The organism is Afipia sp. DC4300-2b1 (assembly GCF_049895725.1).
GTDB lineage: Bacteria > Pseudomonadota > Alphaproteobacteria > Rhizobiales > Xanthobacteraceae > Afipia > Afipia broomeae.
The window spans coordinates 461,134-482,253 of record NZ_JAFCSX010000003.1; the positions used below are offsets into that span (position 1 = coordinate 461,134).

Genomic DNA, 21,120 nt, shown 5'->3' on the forward strand with positions numbered 1-21,120 from the left:
GGCCGATGACCGCAGCGCGACTGGGCCGACGCTCAGTAGTGCGGGACGGCGTAGTAGCCGCCACCGACATACGGATTGCCGCCGTAATAAGCCGGCCCACCGTAGTAACGGCCACCATAATAGGGACCACCGCCGTAATAGTAATTGTCGCGATAATAGTCGCGGCGGCGCTGTTCGGCGACGATGGCGCCGACCGTACCCAGCGCCAGACCCATGAAAGCGGCTCCGGCAGCGTTGTTGCGATAGCTGCGGCGCACGACCCGGCGACGGGCGCGCGCGCTCAAATCGGTCGCCTCGCTGGCGTTCGCGGGCTCGGCGGACGAGGTTTTGGCGGCCGATGAAGCGAGCGGATACGCCTGAGCGACAGGCGGAACAACTAGTGTCGAAACCAGCGCGGCAGCCGTCGCCAGAACCACAGCTCGGCTGAAGCGTGAAGGCAAAGTCTTACGAACGAACATTTCAACGTCCTCACAGGCCATCCCTGGCCTGAATGACCAGTCGACGGATAACCCTTTTTATTACATTGGGTTCCCGGACCTGAATGCAAGCTGAAGGGCAAAGGGCAAAACTGCGGCAAACCCGCGCGGAAAGGGCCAAAAGGTGACGGACGCCGCCTTGTGTGCTTGTCATCATACCAACACAGCCGATGCTCAAAAGCCGCCCCACGCTTCCCAAGACCAAGTGCCGCGCATGCCCAAAAATCCGGACCGCATCCTCTATAAAATCGTCCCGCTGCTGATCGCGCTCCTGTGCGCGCCCTTCCTCGGCGCGATGCCCGGCGTGGCTGCGTCGGCCCTGCACTTTTCGTTCGACCGGCCGATCGATGGCTCGGCGGCACCATTTATCCTCGCATCCAGCAAGGGCCTGTTTCGTGCGGAAGGTCTTAACGTGACTACCGATGCCGCGACCGGATCACAGGATGCCATTGCACGCGTCGCATCCGGCAACAGCGACATGGCGCTGGCGGACATCAACGCGCTCATTCGCTATCGCGATACGGAAGGCAGCCTTCCGATCAAGGCCGTGTTCGTCGTCTACAACAAGGCGCCCTACGCGATCATCGCACGCAAGAGCCGCGGCATCGCGACCATGTCGGACATCGACGGCAAGACCATCGGCGTGGTGGACGGCGATCTCGCCGCGCGGATGTGGCCGACCATTGCACGCAAGAACGACATCAAGCTCGACAAGGTCCGGACGGAGAAAATCAGCGCCGCGGTGCGCGAACCGATGCTCTCCGCCGGTCAGGTCGACGGCGTCACCGGATTCTCGTTCCTGTCCGCGATCAATCTGCGCGACCGCGGCGTTCCGGCCAACGATCTTGCGGTGCTTCGCTTCTCCGAATTCGGCAGCGAGGTCTATGGACACGCGCTGATCGTCAACCCGAAATACGCCGCCGCCAATCCGGACGCAGTGAAAGCATTCGTGCGCGCGACGATCGCCGGCCTGCGGCTCGCGATCAAGGAGCCGGTGCGTGCCGCCGACGAGGTGGTTACGCAAATGAGCGGCGGCTCACGCGAGCTCGAACTCGAGCGGCTGCGCGCAGTCATTCACGACAACATCGTCACCGACGAGGTGAAGCGAAACGGACTTGGCGGCATCGACGCCGTCCGCTTCGACATTGGCGTCGGCCAGATCGCCGACACCTACGAATTCCGCAAGCGTCCGTCGGTCAGCGACATTTTCGACGATTCGTTCCTGCCGCCGCCGAACGCGCGGAAGCTCAACTAAGCTGCGTACTTGCAGATTAAATTGAATGATAGCGGCCCATCAAATCTTCTCCTAACGACAGACATTCCACCAGGTCCGGGAGCCATCGCAGGCTCGCGTTCCTGCGATAGCTTGGGCTGGCAGGTGATGATAGAGTTCACGCCGTTCAAGCTGCCCGACAGGGTGCTGCATCAGTGACCGAGATCACAGCGTATGACGAGGTCCATGCGATCTCATAACGCTGTGCCCTCGCGAAAAAGTCTCCGCTATCAGCTTCAGTTCTGGAGTCAAAAAGCAAAGGAGATCGCACAATGAACTCAAAAGAAGAGTCGAGCACGTTGTGTGGCCTGATGACGGCCTGTAAGCAAAAACGCTTAAGCGGTCTATCGCTGGTGTCGGCCGCGATTTTCATCGGACTTTGCCAGGCGGGTCTTGCGCAGAAGACGCCGGAAGCGCCGGGCTCGGCCCCTCCTTCCACCTTGACCGGCGACGCAGTCACGCTTTTTCAGAACGTCCGCATCTTTGACGGCAAGAATGCTGCGTTGTCCGATCCGGCGAATGTACTGGTCCGCGGCAACCAGATCGAAAGAATTTCCCCCGCGCCTATTGCGGTGGATCGCAGCGCGACCACCAGCATCATCGACGGCGGCGGCAGGACGCTGATGCCGGGCCTGATCGACGCGCATTGGCACGCGATGCTAATACGGGCGACCCCGGCGCAGGCGTTCGGTGACGTCGGCTACAACAATCTCTTGGCTGGTGACGAAGCGACCGACACCCTCATGCGCGGCTTCACCACCGTTCGCGACGTTGGCGGACCGGCGTTCGGTCTCAAGCAAGCCATCGACGAGGGCATCGTCAAGGGTCCGCGCATCTATCCGTCCGGCGCCATGATCACGATCACCAGCGGGCATGGGGATTTCCGCAAGCTCACCGATCTGCCCCGCACGATCGGCGGCATGCTCACCCGCATGGAGCTGATCGGCGGCGCTGTGATTGCGGACAGCCCTGACGAGGTCCGCGTGCGCACCCGCGAACAACTCATGCAGGGCGCCTCCCAGGTCAAATTGACGGCGGGCGGCGGCGTGTCGTCACCCTTCAGTCCGATCGACGTGACCACCTTCACCGGCCCCGAACTGCGCGCCGCAGTTGAAGCGGCCGAGAATTGGGGCACCTATGTCGCCGCGCACGCCTTTACGCCGGCCGCGATCCAGGGGGCTGTTGCGGCTGGCGTGAAATGCATCGAACATGCCACGCTGATGGACGAAGCAACCGCCAAGCTGCTTGCCGAGAAAGGAATCTGGGTGAGCATGCAGCCGCTCCCCGACGCCTTGAGGCTGGGCTTTCCGGTGGGGTCGGTCCAACGGGCCAAGGCGGATGAGATCTGGCCCGGCATAGCGAGGTCTTACGAACTGGCGAAGAAGTACAAACTCAAGACGGCGTGGGGCACCGACGTGCTGTTCTCCCGCGCGCTGGCGCAGCAACAGGGCGCCATTCTGGCCTCGCTTGTGCGCTGGTACACGCCGGCCGAAGCGTTGATCATGGCGACGTCAACAAATGCCGAACTGCTGGCGCTGTCCGGAAAACGCAATCCCTATCCGGGCAAGCTCGGCGTGGTGGAGCAAGGCGCGTTTGCCGACCTGCTGCTGGTCGACGGCAATCCGCTGGACAATATCAGCCTCGTCGCCGATCCCAAGAATTTCACGGTCATCATGAAGGACGGCGTCATCTACAAAAACGCACTGGCGAAATAAAGACCAAGTAAGCATCAAAGCGAGGGCCGATTGAGTTCACATCGCGGATTGCTGTCCAGAATCCTCGGCTGGTTGATTGCTGGACTCTGGTTTCTTTGCCGCGTCGTGCTCATCGCGTGGGCTGCGCTTGCCATCTATTTTTCAAACCTGCCATGGACCGAGCTGCGCCTTGCACTGGCGGCTGCCTTTGCGGTGTTTGCGATCTGGGCCCTCTGGTTCTCGCGTCAGCGGCGCATGCCGGCGGTCTTCGGTGTGCTGTTCCTCGGCGTGGCCGCGTGGTGGATATCGATTCCGCCCTCACACGACCGCCCATGGCGGCCGGAAGTGGCGGTGATGCCGCGGGCATTCATCGACGGCGACCGCGTGCGTATCACCGGGGTGCGCAATTTCGACTACCGCAGCCGGAATGATTTCACGGAGCGCTGGGAGGAGCGCGAAGTGTGGCTGTCACACCTGACCGCCCTCGATTTCTACGTGGCCTACTTCCACGAAGGGCCGGTCGGGCATACGTTCGTGAGCTTCATCTTCGACAATGCACCGCCGCTGAGTATCTCCATCGAGACGCGGCCGGAGGTCGGTGAGGGCTTTGCGCCCGTTGCGTCCCTGTTCAAGCAATTCGAGCTGATCTATGTGGTGGGCGAGGAGCGCGACCTCGTCGGTGTGCGCACCAACCATCGCGGCGAGCCCGTCTATCTCTATCGCCTCAACACCTCCGCCGACGATGCGCGCCGGCTGTTTATGATTTACCTGACGCGGATCAACGAACTCGCCGACCGGCCAGAGTTCTATCATCTGCTGACCAACAGTTGCACGATCAACATCGTGCGTTACGCGAATGCGGCCGGACGTGCCGGCCGGTTCGACATCCGTCATCTTTTGAACGGTCTGATCGACAGCTACCTCTACCATTCGGGCCGGGTGGATACGACGCTGCCGTTCGACGAACTGCGGCGGCGCTCCCTGATTAACGAGGCCGCGCGGGCCGCCGACGGTGCACCGGATTTCCCGCAGCGCATTCGCGCGGCCCTGCCGACGGTGTCTCGCTGATACGTCCACGGCTTTGCGAGCGCGCGGGATCACTGAGCCGCAGTTCAGATTGCAAATCAGACGCCGCCAAACTTGGACGGATCGTCGTAGGAAACCGGCTCGTCGTGGTCCCTCCGAAAACCACCCGGAGCGGTGTCGTCGCGGTAGACCCGTCCACCACGCGGAGTGACGTAGGCGGGCGCAACAGACTGACCGGAACGCGCGATGTCATGCCGCGATTTGGCGCGATGCGTTTTTGCGGCAGCGGTGGCGGACACACAGAGAGCGATCAAGAGAGATAATGCCAGGCTGGTGCGCATTGCATTTTCTCCGGTCGGTTTACCCCCGTCCTTACAGGTCCCCGCGCGTCTACGATGGGATCGTGACAACAACTTTCCCTTTGGCACGTCCGCTTTCGACGTAGCCGAGAGCGTCGGCAATCTGCGCAAATGGATACGTTTTGTCGACAATGATCTTCAGCTTCCCCTGTTCGATGAGTCCGGAAAGCAGCGAAAGATCGGCGCCGCTTGGATGCATGAACAGATAACGATAGTGGACGCGCGCACGCCGGGCCCGGGCCCGGATGCTGTAGCTCAACAGCCAGAAGATGGCGGCAAGAGTCCGGCGCCCGCCAAGATCCCTGATCGCGGTTTGCGGCTCGGGCAAAGCGGCGACGGAAACGATTGTCGCTTCCGGCTTCATGACCTTGAACATCTGGTCCAGGGTCTGGCCGCCGATCAGATCGAACCCCGCATCAAACCTTTCTTTGACGCTGGAGATGTCCTGTGACGTATAGTCGATCACCTCGTCACAGCCGAGCGAGCGCACGAGCGCTTCACCTCGCTGCGATGCTGTCGTTGTTACATTCGCGCCGAGCCATTTCGCGATCTGAATCGCAAAGGTGCCGACCCCTCCGGCCCCGCCCGAGATGAACACTTTCTGTCCCGGTTTGACGTGGAGTTCATCCCTCAGCGCCTGCAGAGCGGTCAGCCCCGCGAGGGGGACAGCCGCGGCGGATGTGAAATCCAGATTCCGGGGCATATGCGCAGCGTGATCCTCATCGACGCAAGCCTGCTCAGCAAATGCGCCGGCACTGTCCTTCGCAACCCGGGCAAACACACGGTCGCCCACGCGGAACCGCGTGACCTGGCTGCCAACGGCAATCACTTCGCCCGCAAGTTCGTTGCCGAGCACGAGCGGAAGCCTTGAGCGCAGGATGACCCGCAGCATTCCTTGCCGGATCTTGAAATCCACCGGATTCAGGCCCGCAGCGCGCACCGCAATGAGAATATCGCGCGGCCCGGGCGTGGGCGCCGGGACATCCATCAACAGCGAGCCTTCAGGACCGCCGTATTTTTTGAGAACGTATGCGCGCATGTGTCTCCACCCTGAAAAGAATGTGCCATATCGCTGTGGAACAGCGAAGCTCCATCATAGAAGGCCGATACAGGCCCTCGCCGAGGCTGCTTCCAGCCTCGGCGAATTTGTGAGCACGCCGACTTCCGGCTTACTCCGCGGCTTGCGCCGTTTCCAGCGCGGGATAATCGACATAACCCACGGCGCCGCCGCCATAGAACGTCGCGCGATTGTACGGATTGAGCGCGGCGCCAAGTTTCAGGCGGTGCGGCAGGTCCGGGTTGGCGATGAAGTGCCGTCCGAAGGCAACGGCGTCGCCCTGACCGGCGCGGATCGCCGCATCGGCGGACGGGCCGATGAAGCCGCCGGCGAGAATCAATGTGCCCGGCCAGAACGGACGAAGATCACTGATCGCAAGCGGTGCGCCGACTTCGCCGGCATCGGTGTTGCGGGATTCGATCAGATGCACATACGCGATGTTGAGTGTCGCAAGCCGGGCCAGGACGTGGCTGTAGAGTCCGATCGGGTCCGCTTCGCCCGCATCGTTGACCACGCCGAAAGGCGACAACCGGACGCCGACGCGATCTGCGCCCCAGATCTCGACCAGCGCCGTCATCACTTCCATCAGCAGACGGGTACGATTTTCGACCGAACCGCCGTACGCATCTGTGCGCTGATTGGTCTTGCTGTGAAGAAACTGCTCGATCAGATAACCGTTGGCGCCGTGCAGTTCGACACCGTCGAAGCCGGCGGCCAGCGCGTTGCGCGCGCCTTCACGATAAGCCTCAACGATCGCCGGAATTTCTCCGGTGTCGAGCGCCCGCGGCGTCTCGAACGGCACCATCTCGAATGACGGCGTGAAGGCCTTGCCTGCCGGCGCAATCGCCGATGGCGCGACGGGCTGCACGCCGCCGGGCTGGAAGCTTGGATGGGAAATGCGGCCGGTGTGCCAGAGTTGAAGGAAGATGATGCCGCCCTTGGCGTGCACCGCGTCGGTGATCTTCTTCCATCCCGCGATCTGTTCGGCGGAATGGACACCCGGCGTTGCCGGATAGCCCTGCCCATAAGGCGTGACCTGTGAGGCTTCGGCAATAATCAATCCGCCGGACGATGCACGCTGCGAATAGTACTCGACGGCAAGATCCGTCGGCGTATTGCCGGTGGAGCGCATGCGCGTGAGCGGCGCCATCACGACGCGATGCGCGAGTGTGTAGCGGCCAAGCTTGAGCGGGGCGAACAGGTGCGCGGAACTCATGGATTATCCCTCGGGGTTGAGAACGGCAGAAGCCGCCTGGCATCCGCCGTTTTGGTTTAATTTTGAAACCGGATGACAACATGATGCAAATGGTTTAAGTTTGCAACCGGTATTTGGATTGGGCCGCCCGGAGGGCGCCGCAGACAAGGAATGCAGTGAAAGGCAAACGCACCAGCCTTGACGGCACAGCCTGCGCCATTGCGCGGTCGCTCGGCGTGATTGGCGACTGGTGGTCGCTCCTGATCATCCGCGATGCGCTGGCTGGAAAGCGGCGCTTCGGTGAGTTTCAGAAAAGCCTCGGGACGGCGAAAAACATCCTGTCCGCCCGGCTGCAAAAACTTGTCGAGCACGGAATCCTTGCCACCGCTCCGGCGTCGGACGGCACGGCCTACAAGGAATATGTCCTCACCCGGAAGGGAAAGAAGCTCTACGTCGTCCTGATTGCGCTCTGGCAATGGGGCGAGGAATTCTGCTTCGCGCCGGGCGAACTCACCCACGACATGGTCGACAAGGATACGCAGAAGCCGTTTCTCCCGCTCGAACTCAAGGCGCGGGATGGCCGCGTGATCGGACCTGCGGATATGCGGGCCTTGCCGCGCCCGGCCCGGAAGCAGCAGCGCAGGGCTTCATCGAGCTGAGTGACGGATGCGAAGGTCTACTGCTTCTGAAGTTTTGTGATCGTCTTCATTCCACCGGTGTCCGTCACGTAATACGTGACCTTGTCACCTGCATGCACGGCATCCAGCGACGCGCGATCCTGCGCCTTGAACTCTTCCGCGGCGCCGCCGGTATTCGCTCCGACGGTCCCGCTTTGCTCCTGTTGAATCGCGATCGTGCCCCTGGTCCGGTCGATTTTCTTCACCAGTCCGGTGAGACCTTGCTGGGCCCAAGCTGCCGCGCTGATCGTGGCGAGGATCACCGTCCCAGCCACAGCGATGTTTGCGAGTTTCATGGCGATCTCCCGGTTTTGGGGTATGCCGGACAAACCCTGGTAGCCCGATTGGTTCCTCGGAAAGACAATGCACCTGCACTCGCCGTGGAGATTTCGGCGATGCGTTTCTGCGGCATTCATCGCCGTGAACTGCGCCCGTTGAGAAGCGGGCGCCTCACTGGATAGCCTTGCCGTCCGGCGGCGCTATCCGCCCGGCTTCCGACCTAAGTCCGCGTCGGCCAGTGCCGCTCGCGGAACCAGGCGCGATAGTCCGACGACATCTTCGCGCGCTGCGCCTGCGGCGCATGCCGCTTGCACGTCGAAGCCTCCTCGGTGTTGTCCCGCGCCGCCCACCGCAGTTCGGCGCAGTCGTTCGGATTGTAGGCCATCTCGAAATCCGTCATCCGGTCGAGGACGTCCTTCAACGACAGCGTCCATGGAGAACCGTCGCTGCGGGTATATGTGATTTTTCGCGAGGCGAGTTCGGAGGCCAGCACGCCCTGCAACTCGCCTTTCACGGACTCGATGCTCTTGCCGGCCGGCACCGCGTAACGCGCCGCCCGCCGCGCGAAGCGATCCGGAAATCCGCGCACCACATCGATCGCAATCAGCAGACGGAAATCGCGCGCCGGCGTGGAGTAATCCTCCCAGGCTCCCGTGGTCTGGAAAATCGAGGGGCCGTTCGGCATCGCGATCTCGCCGGGTTTCTTCTCCTGATACTTTCGTCCGTTTTCCACCGAGGTGACGCGCGTCTTCACCTGCTCGTGGAGGCTCGCGATGGCGTCCGACATCGCCTTCACGGGATCGAGCGGATCTGGCGACATCACGTCATCCATGCGATCGTAAAAGTCCTCGACCTTCATCTGCGACGGATCGAGTGAGAAATCTCCGTAGTTCGGATTTTTGGCGATCTCGGCATTGGCCAGCCGCCGCAACGGGCCGTTCCTGTCGCGCACGATCGGCCGGAAGCGTTTGAAGCCCGAACTGCCAAGCGCAGGATCGTGGACGAACAGAAAATTGCCGCGCCAGAACCGCTTTCGGGTGATCGAGCCATCAGGCTCGGCGTCGACGGCGAGGAAGACGCCCGGCTTGCCATCAACCTCCGGCTCACGATGCACCAGCATCAGCACATGCCCGTAGGGATCGGCGTAGACCGTACCCGGCCGCAGCGCGTGCTCCGTCAGCGCCACGGTGTAGAAGTCGGTATTGTCGTCGGCACCTGCCACACGCACCGCGCCGGTGTGAACGACGTCGCCGACATCCTTGAGATATTCGCCGAACGTCGCCGGGCGCTTCGGCGCCGGCGGCGTGACAGGCAGTGGCACCGGCATTTCGACGGGCTGTGCTCCGGCGAACAAACTCCGAGGCGCCGGCGCAGCCGGTGCCGCTGGCGCAGCCGATGCGCTGTCCGGTTCGGGCGGCGGCGGCGGACGCGTCACCTCGGGATGCTCGATGTCGAACCACTGATAGCACTTGGGCGGCTTGCCGCCGGTGCCGCGCGAGCAGTTCGAATAGCCGAACGGCAGACCCATCTTGTAAGCGAAATAGGCGCGCAGGAAATAGACGAAGTCGGCGCAGTCGGGGCGAAGGCCAGAGCGCGCATTGTCCTCGCCGCGGCCGAGATGATTGAACAGGAAGTTGCGCGACCGGTCGTGCAGCACTTCATGCCACACCTTCCAGGACAGATCCTGGTCCGGCGGTGCGTCGAACAGTTTTTCGATCCAGGCAGCGAACAATGTTTCCGTGGTGCTGTTCCAGCCGCCGCGCACCTGCCAGAAGCTCGCCGCCGTCACCGGCACAGGCGCAGGTTTCTTTGCGCTCACGGCGATGTCGCGCGTGATGGTGCGGCATTCCGCCGGGCCATCGTTCAGCGCCAGCGTCGCGTGCCAGGTGCCCGCAGCCGGTGCGGCAATCTCGGCGAGCCAGAAGTACGGAGAGCCGCCGTGCCGGTCGGATGACTTCGCCGCCACGCGTCCATCAGGCGCGGTCAGCGAGAACACGCCCTTGAGCGGCTTCTCGGTGACGACCATGACCCGCAGCGGTGCGCCCGTCCAGGGCGCAAGCGGCGAAGGCAGGACCGTCAACTCGGCGGAGTCCTTGCAGATGCCGGCTGGCACCTGGGCCTGCGATTCCATTGTCGAGAGGAGCAAGGAGAAACCGGCGATCAGCAACCATGCCGTCGCGGCAACAGTAAACCGACATGCGAGACGCATTGGAGTTGACCCCGCTGAACGCCCCCGTACTGCATTCCCCCGAGGGCGAATGAGAGGATACGAATAAGCGGGGCATGAGTCAGCCGATTTGTCGGCTATTTTGCGATGGTTCCCCGACGTTCTCGACCGATCGCGAGGGCGACATCGTCAGGCGGGCACCACCGGCGGCGTCACATCTTTATCTCCGCTTGTAACGATACGATCCATTTAGGTGATGAGCGAACCCCCGCGCGCGGATGCTTTCGTTGACATGTTCCCGCGGACGTCAAATGCACACTATATTCACCAAAAATCCCCAGCTAGAATGATGCCCTTTCGTTGATGCCAGACTTTAAGGCCGTCCCTTGATCCGTCTTTACATTCGCGTTCTTGAATTGCTCGGCAAGGAATCCCGGCTCGGCTGGTTTCTCGCTGCTGCCAACCTGGCACTCGCTGTGGCGCAGTTCGCCGAACCGGTGCTGTTCGGCCGCATCATCGATGTGCTGTCGGGCAATGCGAATGCGACTGCGGCCACGATCGCCGGGATGGTCGGCGCAGCGCCGAACTCGCCGTGGCCGCTGCTGGGCGCATGGGTCGCCTTCGGCCTCCTGACGATCGTCATCAGTGCGTATGTCGCCCTGCAGGCGGATCGGCTGGCGCATCGTCAGCGTCAGGCCGTGCTCACCGGCTATTTCGAACACATCATGCAGCTGCCCCTGACCTTCCACACCGGCACGCATTCGGGCCGCCTGATGAAGGTGATGCTTCAGGGCACCGACGCATTGTGGCGTTTGTGGCTGAGTTTCTTTCGCGAACATTTCGCCTCGATCGTCTCGCTGGTCGTGCTGCTGCCGCTGTCGCTCTACATCAACTGGCGGCTCGCCAGCCTGCTGTTCGTGCTGTGCGTGGTCTTTACGGTGCTGACGACGCTGGTGGTGCGCAAGACTTACAGCCTGCAGGAGCAGGTCGAGAACTATTACGGCGATCTCGCCGCCCGTGCGTCGGACGCACTCGGCAATGTTGCCCTCGTACAAAGTTTCGTCCGCATCGATGCGGAGGTGCAAGGCCTGCGCGGCATCGCCAACAACCTGTTGTCGGCGCAGCTTCCGGTACTGTCATGGTGGGCGCTGGTCGTGGTGATGACCCGCGCATCGACCACCGTCACCATCCTCGCGATCTTCGTGGTCGGCATCATTCTCCACGGGCAAGGCCTCGCCAGCGTCGGCGAAATCGTGATGTTCGTGAGCTTCGCGACCATGCTGATCCAGAAGCTCGAGCAGGTCGTCAGCTTCATTAACAGCATCTTCATGGAAGCGCCTCGCCTGCGCGAATTCTTCGACGTGCTCGATGCGGTGCCGGCAGTGCGCGACCGGCACGACGCCATCGATCCTGGCCGTCTCACCGGCCTTGTGGAGTTCAATGACGTCTCGTTCTCCTATGACGGCAAGCGTCCCGCCGTCGAGGACGTCTCGTTCACCGCGCTGCCGGGACAGACTTTCGCGCTAGTCGGTGAAACCGGCGCCGGCAAATCTACCGCGATTGCACTCCTGCATCGCGCGTTCGATCCGCAGTCGGGCGTCATCAAGGTCGACGGCATGGACATTCGCGGCATGACGCTCACGGCGCTGCGCCGGAATATCGGCGTGGTGTTTCAGGAAGCGCTGCTGTTCAACCGCTCCATCGCCGAGAACCTGCGGGTCGGCAAGCCCGACGCCACCGACGAGGAGTTGCGCGCGGCGGCCAAAGGCGCGCAGGCGCTCGACTTCATCGAACGCAGCGACATGAAATTCGAAACCAATGCCGGTGAGCGCGGCCGCATGCTCTCCGGCGGTGAACGTCAGCGCCTTTCGATCGCCCGTGCGCTGCTGAAAAATCCGCCAATCCTGATCCTTGACGAGGCGACCAGCGCCCTCGATGCGGTCACCGAAGCCAAGGTCAACGCCGCTCTCGATACCGTCATGCAGGGCCGGACCACATTCGTGATCGCCCACCGGCTCTCGACCATCCGCAATGCGACGCGGATTCTGGTGTTCGACAAGGGCAGGGTGATCGAAAGCGGAACGTTCGATGAACTGGTGGCCAGCGGCGGTTATTTCGCCAGGCTCGCAAGGGCGCAGTTCATGGTTCAGGAAGGTGCTCACCCGGAACCGGCGGTGCGACCGACCGCAGTTTCGCGGACATAAAGTTGTGATGCATCACCGGTCTTGTCCCGGTGATCCCGATAAATTGAGCACAGTGCCCCGTCCGCCGGGACGGCCGGAACACATCCGGCCATGACAGAACAACGTGTGGGCATTGTCGAATTTTGGCCCATTTCATGCTTGATTGAGCCTCAAAGCCCCTGTTCGGACGGGTGCGCTACGGTATAAGTATTGTGCGCATCTGATTTGGCGATTTCGATTGCTCTCAACCCGCATGCAACACGCCGAGAAGACCATGGTTTCATTCGCCGCAGGCGTGCTCTTGAACATCGGAATCCGGTAGTGGCGTTGCTCCCTGCCCTGTTCCGGCTGCTCCCGCTGCGAGCGTCTGCGCTCGTTGCAGCGATGCTGCTGGTGGTCATCGCGCCGCGCATCGCGCAGGCGGAAGCGCTGCTGCTCATCGAGGCCGACACCGGCAAGGTCCTTCAGGCAGAGAACGCGACCTATCCGTGGTATCCCGCATCCGTCACCAAGATCATGACGGCCTATGTCGCGCTCAAGGCGGTCAAGGACGGCCGCATGACGCTCGACACGCTGCTGACCGTGTCACCGACGGCGGCTGCGCAAGCGCCCTCGAAAATGGGCTTCCGGCCCGGCACGCAGGTCACGCTCGATAACGCGCTCAAGATGATGATGGTGAAGTCGGCCAACGACATTGCCGTTGTCATCGCCGAAGGCGTCGGAGGATCGATCGACGGTTTCTCCGCTGAAATGAACAAGACCGCGCAGCGGCTCGGCATGACGCAGACAAGCTACGTCAATCCGAACGGCCTTCCTGCGGAAGGACAGATCACCTCCGCCCGCGACCTCGGCATTCTGGCGCGCGCGATCATCCGCGATCTGCCCGAGTACGAATATTTCATGCACATTCCGGCCATCAAGTTCGGCCGCCGCGTGACCGCGAATTTCAACAAGCTGATCGGCCGCTATCCCGGCGCCGACGGCATGAAGACCGGCTTCATCTGCGCCTCGGGCTTCAACCTCGTCGCCACCGCGACACGCAACAACAGGCGGCTGATCGCCGTCGTGCTCGGCGCACAGTCGTCCGCGCAGCGCGCGGCGAAAGCAGCGCAACTGCTCGAACGCGGCTTCGGCGGCAACAAGCTGTCGTGGCTGAAGCCCTCGCTCGGCACCGTCGATGCGCTGGCGCCGATCGACGCCTCGCCGCCAAACCTGCGCGACGAGATGTGCGGACCGAAGCGCAAGCGCCCGGCTGCCGAGAACGAAGAAGACGATCCGGATATCGTGGCTGACAACAACAGCAGCAATAACGAAGCCGGCGTGTCGATGTTCACGGCCGGGCTTCAGCCCCCGACCATGAAGGTGTCTGACCTGCTGGCGATGCCGGCTGCCGCCGCAACACCGGTCATCGTCTATACCGGCCCGGCCCGGACCGGCGCGGCCATACTGGAAGCCGATGCCGCCGAGGCCGCCAACCAGGCAGCGTCCGTGGGGAAGCGGAAGAAGGGCGCCAAGGCGGCGAAACTTGCCGCCAAACCGGATGCCGAGGCCGCCAGGAAGGACGCAAAACCCGCCGCGAAGCCTGACGCCAAACCGGCGGCAGCGGCCCCAAAGCCGAAAGCTGCCGCAGTGACGCCTGCCGCCAAGCCTGCCGGCGCGCCGAAATCCGACAAGAAGCCGGATGCGGCCACCAAACCTGCTGCGGCCAAACCTGCAACTGCCAAGCCCGCCGCCAACTCGGCAGCCAAACCTGCCGCCGCTCCCGCCGCCAAGCCGGCGGCCAAGCCTGCCGCCCAGCAGAAGCCTGACGCCGCGCCTCGCGGCTAACTCGCTCATGGGACTATGATTGTGCTTTGCGAAATCCGCATGCGTGAGCCGCCGGAGGCCCGCGTTTAGAGCCTCTCAAGTGCGTCGTTACCACGCACAGGCTTGCTATGGCCTGCGGCTTCGCTCAATACTTATTTCAATACTTGAGAACATAGCCCGAGCACCCCGCCACAAGACGGGGGCCATCAGGAAACATCTGAGGGGAGTCATCATGGAACGTATCTGGCTCAAGCAATATCCGGCCGGCGTACCCGCCGACATCGACGTCAACCAGTATCCGTCGCTGGTTGAACTGCTGGAAGAGAGCTTCAAGAAATTCGCCGACCGCAAGTCCTTCATCTGCATGGACAAGTCGATCACCTATCGCGACCTCGACGAAATGTCGGCGGCGATGGGCGCCTATCTGCAAAGCAGGGGCCTGAAGAAGGGCGCGCGCGTTGCCATCATGATGCCGAACGTGCTGCAGAACCCGGTCGCATCGGCGGCCATCCTGCGCGCCGGCTTCACCGTGGTGAACGTCAATCCGCTCTACACGCCGCGCGAACTCGAGCATCAGCTCAAGGACTCCGGCGCCGAAGCGATCCTGCTGCTGGAAAATTTCGCCACCACGCTGGAGAAGGTGCTGCCGAACACCAGCGTCAAGCATGTCATCATCGGCTCGATGGGCGACCTGCTCGGCTTCAAGGGCGTGATCGTCAACTTCGTCGTCCGCAACGTGAAGAAGATGGTCCCGGCCTATTCGATCCCGAGCGCAGTGTCGTTCAACGATGCGCTCGCCGCCGGCCGCAAGCTCAAGCTGGCCAAGCCGGCGCTGACCGGCGACGATGTCGCGTTCCTGCAATACACCGGCGGCACCACCGGCGTGTCCAAGGGCGCGACGCTGCTCCACCGCAACATTCTCGCCAACGTGCTGCAGAACGATGCCTGGCTGCAACCTGCATTGAAGAAGCCGCCGCATGTCGATCAGCTCTTCATCGTCTGTGCGCTGCCGCTCTATCACATCTTCGCACTGACCGCGTGCTTCCTGCTCGCGGTGCGCGCCGGCGGCGTGAACCTCCTGATCCCGAACCCGCGCGACATGGCGGGCTTCGTCAAGGAACTATCGAAGTATCAGGTCAACAGCTTCCCGGCGGTGAACACGCTCTACAACGGCCTGCTCAATACGCCCGGCTTCGACAAGCTCGACTTCTCCAAGCTGAAGAGCTGCTTCGGCGGCGGCATGGCGGTGCAGAAGCCGGTGGCCGACAGGTGGACGCAGGTGACCGGCGTCGCGCTGTCGGAAGGCTACGGCCTGTCCGAAACCTCGCCGACGCTGACCTGCAACCCGGCGGACACCGACAAGTTCTCCGGCTCGATCGGCATTCCGGTGCCCTCGACATGGCTCTCGATCCGCGACGACGACGGCAACGAAGTGCCGCTCGGCGAGCCTGGCGAAATCTGCGCCAAGGGTCCGCAGGTGATGGCGGGTTACTGGAACCGGCCGGAAGAAACCGCGAAGGTGATGACCGCCGACGGCTACTTCCGCACCGGCGACATCGGCATCATGTCGCCGGACGGCTACACCAAGATCGTGGACCGCAAGAAGGACATGATCCTGGTCTCGGGCTTCAACGTCTATCCGAACGAGGTCGAGGAAGTGATCGCCAGCCATCCGGGCGTGCTCGAATGCGCGGTGATCGGCGTTCCCGATGCCAAGTCGACCGAAGCCGTGAAGGCCTTCGTGGTGAAGAAGGACCCCAACCTCACCGCGCAGGACGTCATCAAGTTCGCGGCGACCGAACTCACCGGCTACAAGGTGCCCAAGCACGTCGAGTTCAGGACGGAATTGCCGAAGACCAATGTCGGCAAGATCCTGCGCCGCGAATTGCGCGACGAGAAGCCCAAGGCCGCCGCCGCTGCGGCGAGCTGAGGCCGGCTGCCGTCATTGCGAGGAGCGATAGCGACGAAGCAATCCATGTTTGTCAAAGCGTGGATTGCTTCGCTTCGCTCGCAACGACGAAAGATACTTCATGATCTCCTCCCCCTCCGACATCCTCACGTTCTGGCGCGACGCCGGATACGATCGCTGGTACGGCAAGGACGACGCGTTCGACCAGCAAATCCGCGACCGTTTCATGGGCGTGTGGGAAGCAGCCCGCGACGGCAAGCTGGACGCGTGGCAGGACTCCGACGACGGCGCGCTGGCGCTTGTGATCGTGCTCGACCAGTTTCCCCGCAACATGTTCCGCAATGATCCGCGCGCATTCGTAACCGACCCGCTCGCCCGCGCAGTTGCCGCACGCGCCATCGCGGAAGGCCGTGACTTGCGCACCGAGAAAGCCCTGCGTGCTTTTATCTATCTGCCGTTCGAGCATTCCGAGAACATGGCCGATCAGGAGCGCAGCATCACCCTGTTCGCGCCGCTCGGTGAGGACAGCCTGAAATGGGCGGTGCTGCACGCCGACATCATCCGCAAGTTCGGCCGCTTCCCTCATCGCAATGCCGTACTGGGACGAGCCACGACGCCGGAGGAGGCGGCTTTTCTGGCTGAGGGTGGATTCAAGGGGTAAGTGAATCTCCCTCTCCCCGTTTACGGGGAGAGGGTTGGGGTGAGGGGCAAGTTTCCGCAACGAAATGATAGCGCCCCTCACCCGGATCGCTGCGCGATCCGACCTCTCCCCGCAAGCGGGGCGAGGTCACAACCACCAAATCTTAACGAATCCTTGCTAAGGCGCATTCTGCCGCCGCGTGGCGGAAGAGGATGGAATGCCGTGGCGGTGGTGGAAGCTGAAAACGCATCGGAAGCAAGGCCTGCAGGCCTGATCGCGCGGCTGCGCGATGTGCTCACCGGCACCTCCGAAGCCTCACTGACCAAGCGGCTCGCGGGCACCGTGTTCCTCATTCGCGTGCTGAGCGCGGGCCTCGCCTATGTCTCGCAGGTGCTGCTGGCGCGCTGGATGGGCGGCTCCGACTACGGCATCTATGTCTATGTCTGGACCTGGGTGCTGCTGCTGGGCAGCGTGCTGGACTTCGGCATCGCCGTGTCCGCACAAAAAATCATTCCCGAATATCGTGCCGGCGGACAGCTTTCGTTGCTGCGCGGCTTTCTGTCGGGCAGCCGCTGGATGACGCTGGCCGCATCGACCACCGTCGCGCTGCTGCTCGCGGGTCTGGTGACAATCCTGTCGCCGTCGATCGATGCGAAGACCGTGCTCCCGCTTTACATCGGCTGTCTCGTCCTGCCCGCGTTCGTCGTCGCCAACACCCAGGACGGCCTCGCGCGTTCCCATGACTGGATGCGCCTCGGGCTGATGCCGCAGTTCATCGTGCGGCAGACGCTGATTATCGGATTCACCGCAGGCGCGGTGGCACTCGGCATGAATCTCGGCGCGACCGATGCGATGATCGCCAGCGCAGCCGCGGTGTGGATCGCGATGATCGGCCAGTTGATCGTTCTCAACCGCCGCCTCAAGGCCAGCGTCGAACCCGGACCGAAGACCTACGATGTGCGGAGCTGGCTGAAGGTGTCGCTGCCGATCATGATGGTCGAGGGCTTCTACCTGCTGCTGTCGTACACCGACGTGCTGGTGCTGCAGCAGTTCCGGTCATCGGAAGAAGTCGGCGTCTACTTCGCCGTGGTGAAGACGCTCGCGCTGGTGTCGTTCATTCACTATGCGATGTCGGCCACCACCGCCCACCGCTTCAGCGAATATCACGCCTCCGGCGACAAGGAGCGCCTGTCGGCCTATATCGCCCACGCGATCAAGTGGACGTTCTGGCCGTCGGTGGCTGCGACTGCCGTGCTGCTGGCGCTGGGCAAGCCGCTGCTCTGGCTGTTCGGGCCGCAGTTCACCGCCGGTTATGGCATCATGTTCGTCGCTGCGATCGGCCTGATCGTGCGCTCCGCCATCGGCCCGGTGGAACGGCTGCTGAACATGCTCGGTCACCAGAACATGTGCGCGCTGGCCTACGCGCTGGCGTTCCTGGTCAACCTCGTGCTGTGCGTGCTGCTGGTGCCGCGCTTCGGCGGTTACGGCGCCGCCGCCGCAACCTCCATCGCGCTGGTGTTCGAGACGATCCTGCTGTTCTGGATCACCAGAAACCGCCTCGGCTTTCACGTTCTCGCGTTCGGGAAGAAGACGCTCTCAACATAACCGTCATTCCGGGACGCGCTCTTCGCGCGGGCCCGGAATCTCGATCAGTCTGACATCAGAACTTATAGCATCTGGATTCCGGGCTCGCTCGCTATGCTCGCGCCCCGGAATGACGGCGATAATCACGCCGCCGTCCAGCCGCCATCGATCGACAGATTCGCACCGGTGATCTGTGCTGCGTCGTCGCCGCAAAGGAACAGCGCCAGCGCTGCGACCTGCTCGACCGTCACGAACTCCTTGGTGGGCTGCGCATCGAGCATCACGTCGTTGATGACCTGTTCCTTGGTCATGCCCCGCGCCTTCATCGTGTCGGGAATCTGTTTCTCCACCAGCGGTGTCCAGACATAGCCCGGCGAGATGCAGTTCGCGGTAATCTTGTGGGTCGCAAGCTCCAGCGCCACGGTCTTGGTCAGGCCGGCGATGCCGTGCTTGGCCGACACGTAAGCCGACTTGAACGGCGACGCGACCAGCGAATGCGCAGAAGCGGTGTTGATGATGCGGCCCCAGCCGCGCTTCTTCATGCCGGGCACCGCGGCGCGAATGCTGTGAAACGCCGACGACAGGTTGATCGCGATGATCATGTTCCACTTGTCGATCGGGAATTCCTCGATCGGCGAGACGAACTGGACGCCAGCATTGTTCACGAGGATGTCGACCGAACCGTAGGTCTTCTCACCGAGCGCAATCATCTCGGCGATTTCCTCGGGCTTGGTCATGTCGGCGGGCGAATGCACCGCCTTGACGCCAAAATCCTTTTCGATGGCCGAGCGCTCTTTCTCGATGTCGGCCGGCGCGCCGAAGCCGTTGATCACGATATTCGCGCCCGCGCCCGCGAAGGCCCGCGCATAGGCGAGACCAATGCCGCTGGTCGAACCCGTCACCACTGCCGTCTTGCCGGAAAGAGTACCCATTCTTCGCTCCTGTTTACTTCTTGATATACTGCAACCCGCTTTCGCACAGGTCATACATCACCATGGTTTCATCGGATTGCGGCCGCTCCAGCCACTCCGGATGGTTCATCGAAGCGTAGACATCGCGCTCACCCGCGGCCCAGTGCTCGACCATCCCGATCCGCGAGAAATCGTAATCCTTCGACGAGGCTTCATGGGTCTTGCTGCGATAGATCAGGTGAACCACCGTGATGGTGTTTTCTTTCGCTGCTTCGTTGAGCTGCGCGACCAGCGGATCGTCCTTGAAGCTCTCCGGCAATTTGGCGATCAGTTCACGCACCGCCTTCTTGGCGTCGTGAATCCTTTTGGCCTTGTCGGTGTTCAACCGGGTGCGGCTGGAATAGCGGATGTCTTTTTCGCGCTCGGCCGCATCGATCAAGCCCTGCGGGAGCGGCCCGCGCGCGCTGAACAGATCGACCTGGAAGATCAGGAGATCCGTTTTGGTTTCAGCATCGAGCACATAGTCCAGCGGCGTGTTGGATGCGACGCCGCCGTCCCAGTAATGCTCGCCCTCGATCTCGATGGAGGGGAAGCCCGGCGGCAGCGCGCCGGAGGCCATGATATGCTCCGGCCCGATTTTCTTGCCCAGCTTCTTGAACTCGACATTGTCGAAATAGCGGAAGTTGCCGCTGGTGACGCTGACCGCGCCCACGCTGAGCCTTGTCTTCAGATCGTTGATGCGGTCGAAATCCACCAGCCGCTCCAGCGTCGCGCGCAGCGGTGTGGTGTCGTAATAGCTCTGCGATTGCGGGCTGCCCGGCGGCCAGACCGGGGCCGGCGGAAAGCGCGGCGTGAAAAAGCCCGGCACGCCGAATGTCGCGATCAGCGCGGCGCTGGTCTCGTTGAAGACCGAGCGCGCCTGGTCACTCTGCACCAGCGGAGCCCATGGCATCGGCGAACCCGACGACACCATTTCCCAGAACTCCTTGAGCTTGCCGACCCGCTTTTCGCGGTCATTCCCGGCGATGATCGCAGCGTTGATCGCACCGATCGAAATGCCTGCAACCCACTTGGGCTCGAAATCATGATGGCAGAGCGCCTGATAGGCGCCGGCCTGATAGGAGCCGAGCGCACCACCACCTTGCAGCACCAGCACGCGCTCCGCCTCTGCGGGGATCGATACTGCGGTCTCTCTATGGGGGGAAAGCTGATCCATGGCCATCACTCACCTAGCGTCCCGTATCCGAGGTTCGTTTCGGTATGCATCACTCTCCGAGCGAACCCCGGATATGTTGCAGCACGGTGGCCCCAGTTCGCAGCCGCGTCAATTGGCGAAAATTGCGGTTATGTCACAGAAGATTTATCTGGAATCCGGTGCAGCCAAGATGAGGGTCCAGAACACCTTGTATTTGGTATTCGGAACGTAGGTCGCCGCGATGCCCATTTTTGTGACACCGCTGGCCAGCATGTTGGCCTTGTGCGGCGGCGAGTCCCGCCAGCCAGAGAAGGCTTCCGCGAGGGTGTGATAGCCCGCCGAGACGTTCTCGACCGCCTTGGTGGCGTCGAAACCGGAAGCCTTGATGCGCTTGTCCAGCGGACCGGCGACATTGTGGTCGAGCTTGTTGCGGCTGCCCATGGCTTGGGACTGGGCTTCCGCCGCCTTCATTAGCAGGGGGTCGACCTGGACCGCGCCGAGGCCGTTGTTCTGCCGATAGCCGGAGATCATCGAGGCCGCGACATTCGGGTCGAGCTTCGCGCCGGCACTGGCCATGCTGAGATAGAACGCCGGCTGCTCGGTGGACGGTTCGCCGCCCGTTCCGCAGCCGCTCAGGATCGTCAGCGCCAGAATGGCCCCCGCCACGCGTATCATATGCTTCCCCAACC

At 62.5% G+C, this 21,120-nt stretch carries 18 protein-coding genes; 9 read left to right on the top strand and 9 right to left on the bottom strand.

Translation table 11 applies throughout. From position 1 onward, the window contains the following. Nucleotides 1-32: 32 nt before the first annotated feature. Nucleotides 33-458 (bottom strand): hypothetical protein, encoded by a 426-nt coding sequence (locus tag ACP7AL_RS14680; protein WP_006022668.1) that lies wholly within the window; start codon nt 456-458, stop codon nt 33-35. Nucleotides 459-690: 232 nt separating this feature from the next. Between ACP7AL_RS14680 and ACP7AL_RS14685 the strand changes: the two genes are divergently transcribed. From ACP7AL_RS14685 to ACP7AL_RS14695, 3 genes are all read left to right on the top strand, one after another. After that, entirely contained in the window at nt 691-1,731 is a 1,041-nt protein-coding gene (locus ACP7AL_RS14685; protein ID WP_425992372.1) for an ABC transporter substrate-binding protein, read from the top strand. A 290-nt stretch (nt 1,732-2,021) separates the two neighbouring features. Next, complete coding sequence (locus ACP7AL_RS14690) at nt 2,022-3,464, top strand: amidohydrolase family protein (RefSeq protein WP_425992374.1); 1,443 nt, start codon at nt 2,022-2,024, stop codon at nt 3,462-3,464. Between the two features lie 30 nt (nt 3,465-3,494). Then, nucleotides 3,495-4,511, top strand: a complete 1,017-nt coding sequence (locus ACP7AL_RS14695) for a DUF4105 domain-containing protein (RefSeq protein ID WP_425992376.1) — start codon at nt 3,495-3,497, stop codon at nt 4,509-4,511. 56 nt (nt 4,512-4,567) lie between these two features. Here the strand turns inward: ACP7AL_RS14695 and ACP7AL_RS14700 are convergent, their stop codons facing one another. The 3 genes from ACP7AL_RS14700 to ACP7AL_RS14710 form a co-directional block, all read right to left on the bottom strand. Continuing rightward, nucleotides 4,568-4,810: a hypothetical protein gene (locus tag ACP7AL_RS14700; RefSeq protein ID WP_425992378.1), complete on the bottom strand. Its 243-nt coding sequence runs from the start codon at nt 4,808-4,810 to the stop codon at nt 4,568-4,570. A 49-nt stretch (nt 4,811-4,859) separates the two neighbouring features. Then, nucleotides 4,860-5,867, bottom strand: coding sequence for an NADP-dependent oxidoreductase (locus tag ACP7AL_RS14705; RefSeq protein ID WP_425992380.1), 1,008 nt, complete (start codon nt 5,865-5,867; stop codon nt 4,860-4,862). 130 nt (nt 5,868-5,997) lie between these two features. Then, on the bottom strand, nt 5,998-7,101 hold the full coding sequence (locus ACP7AL_RS14710) for an alkene reductase (protein WP_425992382.1): 1,104 nt from the start codon (nt 7,099-7,101) through the stop codon (nt 5,998-6,000). A gap of 155 nt (nt 7,102-7,256) precedes the next feature. Between ACP7AL_RS14710 and ACP7AL_RS14715 the strand changes: the two genes are divergently transcribed. Then, a complete protein-coding gene (locus ACP7AL_RS14715) occupies nt 7,257-7,739 on the top strand; it encodes a winged helix-turn-helix transcriptional regulator (RefSeq protein ID WP_425992384.1) in 483 nt (160 codons plus the stop codon). A gap of 17 nt (nt 7,740-7,756) precedes the next feature. Here ACP7AL_RS14715 and ACP7AL_RS14720 read toward each other — a convergent pair whose 3' ends face one another. Next, nucleotides 7,757-8,053 (bottom strand): copper-binding protein, encoded by a 297-nt coding sequence (locus ACP7AL_RS14720; RefSeq protein WP_425992386.1) that lies wholly within the window; start codon nt 8,051-8,053, stop codon nt 7,757-7,759. A gap of 203 nt (nt 8,054-8,256) precedes the next feature. After that, complete coding sequence (locus ACP7AL_RS14725) at nt 8,257-10,245, bottom strand: hypothetical protein (RefSeq protein ID WP_425992388.1); 1,989 nt, start codon at nt 10,243-10,245, stop codon at nt 8,257-8,259. 344 nt (nt 10,246-10,589) lie between these two features. Between ACP7AL_RS14725 and ACP7AL_RS14730 the strand changes: the two genes are divergently transcribed. The 5 genes from ACP7AL_RS14730 to ACP7AL_RS14750 all read left to right on the top strand — a co-directional run bounded on the left by ACP7AL_RS14730 (nt 10,590) and on the right by ACP7AL_RS14750 (nt 18,346). After that, nucleotides 10,590-12,407 carry a glucan ABC transporter ATP-binding protein/ permease gene (locus tag ACP7AL_RS14730; RefSeq protein ID WP_425992390.1) on the top strand — a complete coding sequence of 606 codons (1,818 nt, stop codon included), beginning with the start codon at nt 10,590-10,592 and terminating at the stop codon, nt 12,405-12,407. A gap of 363 nt (nt 12,408-12,770) precedes the next feature. Beyond that, nucleotides 12,771-14,213, top strand: coding sequence for a D-alanyl-D-alanine carboxypeptidase family protein (locus tag ACP7AL_RS14735; protein WP_425992973.1), 1,443 nt, complete (start codon nt 12,771-12,773; stop codon nt 14,211-14,213). Between the two features lie 211 nt (nt 14,214-14,424). Then, the gene (locus ACP7AL_RS14740; RefSeq protein ID WP_425992392.1) at nt 14,425-16,122 is read left to right on the top strand and encodes a long-chain fatty acid--CoA ligase; all 1,698 of its coding nucleotides are present in this window, start codon (nt 14,425-14,427) and stop codon (nt 16,120-16,122) included. Between the two features lie 100 nt (nt 16,123-16,222). Continuing rightward, nucleotides 16,223-16,762: a DUF924 family protein gene (locus ACP7AL_RS14745; protein WP_425992394.1), complete on the top strand. Its 540-nt coding sequence runs from the start codon at nt 16,223-16,225 to the stop codon at nt 16,760-16,762. A gap of 201 nt (nt 16,763-16,963) precedes the next feature. After that, nucleotides 16,964-18,346, top strand: coding sequence for an oligosaccharide flippase family protein (locus tag ACP7AL_RS14750; protein ID WP_425992396.1), 1,383 nt, complete (start codon nt 16,964-16,966; stop codon nt 18,344-18,346). 122 nt (nt 18,347-18,468) lie between these two features. Here the strand turns inward: ACP7AL_RS14750 and ACP7AL_RS14755 are convergent, their stop codons facing one another. The 3 genes from ACP7AL_RS14755 to ACP7AL_RS14765 all read right to left on the bottom strand — a co-directional run bounded on the left by ACP7AL_RS14755 (nt 18,469) and on the right by ACP7AL_RS14765 (nt 21,106). Continuing rightward, nucleotides 18,469-19,257: a 3-hydroxybutyrate dehydrogenase gene (locus tag ACP7AL_RS14755; protein WP_024919575.1), complete on the bottom strand. Its 789-nt coding sequence runs from the start codon at nt 19,255-19,257 to the stop codon at nt 18,469-18,471. A 13-nt stretch (nt 19,258-19,270) separates the two neighbouring features. Next, nucleotides 19,271-20,452 (bottom strand): DUF3734 domain-containing protein, encoded by a 1,182-nt coding sequence (locus ACP7AL_RS14760; RefSeq protein WP_425992399.1) that lies wholly within the window; start codon nt 20,450-20,452, stop codon nt 19,271-19,273. Nucleotides 20,453-20,596: 144 nt separating this feature from the next. Further along, nucleotides 20,597-21,106, bottom strand: coding sequence for a CAP domain-containing protein (locus ACP7AL_RS14765; RefSeq protein WP_006022687.1), 510 nt, complete (start codon nt 21,104-21,106; stop codon nt 20,597-20,599). Nucleotides 21,107-21,120: the final 14 nt, after the last annotated feature.

Excerpts from the sequence above, each read along its gene's own strand:
- ACP7AL_RS14765 (WP_006022687.1), bottom strand. The coding sequence starts at position 21,106 with ATGATACGCGTGGCGGGGGCCATTCTGGCGCTGACGATCCTGAGCGGC.
- ACP7AL_RS14755 (WP_024919575.1), bottom strand. The coding sequence starts at position 19,257 with ATGGGTACTCTTTCCGGCAAGACGGCAGTGGTGACGGGTTCGACCAGC.
- ACP7AL_RS14680 (WP_006022668.1), bottom strand. The coding sequence starts at position 458 with ATGTTCGTTCGTAAGACTTTGCCTTCACGCTTCAGCCGAGCTGTGGTT.
- ACP7AL_RS14710 (WP_425992382.1), bottom strand. The coding sequence starts at position 7,101 with ATGAGTTCCGCGCACCTGTTCGCCCCGCTCAAGCTTGGCCGCTACACA.
- ACP7AL_RS14760 (WP_425992399.1), bottom strand. The coding sequence starts at position 20,452 with ATGGATCAGCTTTCCCCCCATAGAGAGACCGCAGTATCGATCCCCGCA.
- ACP7AL_RS14690 (WP_425992374.1), top strand. The coding sequence starts at position 2,022 with ATGAACTCAAAAGAAGAGTCGAGCACGTTGTGTGGCCTGATGACGGCC.
- ACP7AL_RS14720 (WP_425992386.1), bottom strand. The coding sequence starts at position 8,053 with ATGAAACTCGCAAACATCGCTGTGGCTGGGACGGTGATCCTCGCCACG.
- ACP7AL_RS14745 (WP_425992394.1), top strand. The coding sequence starts at position 16,223 with ATGATCTCCTCCCCCTCCGACATCCTCACGTTCTGGCGCGACGCCGGA.
- ACP7AL_RS14700 (WP_425992378.1), bottom strand. The coding sequence starts at position 4,810 with ATGCGCACCAGCCTGGCATTATCTCTCTTGATCGCTCTCTGTGTGTCC.
- ACP7AL_RS14725 (WP_425992388.1), bottom strand. The coding sequence starts at position 10,245 with ATGCGTCTCGCATGTCGGTTTACTGTTGCCGCGACGGCATGGTTGCTG.
- ACP7AL_RS14735 (WP_425992973.1), top strand. The coding sequence starts at position 12,771 with ATGCTGCTGGTGGTCATCGCGCCGCGCATCGCGCAGGCGGAAGCGCTG.
- ACP7AL_RS14740 (WP_425992392.1), top strand. The coding sequence starts at position 14,425 with ATGGAACGTATCTGGCTCAAGCAATATCCGGCCGGCGTACCCGCCGAC.
- ACP7AL_RS14685 (WP_425992372.1), top strand. The coding sequence starts at position 691 with ATGCCCAAAAATCCGGACCGCATCCTCTATAAAATCGTCCCGCTGCTG.
- ACP7AL_RS14705 (WP_425992380.1), bottom strand. The coding sequence starts at position 5,867 with ATGCGCGCATACGTTCTCAAAAAATACGGCGGTCCTGAAGGCTCGCTG.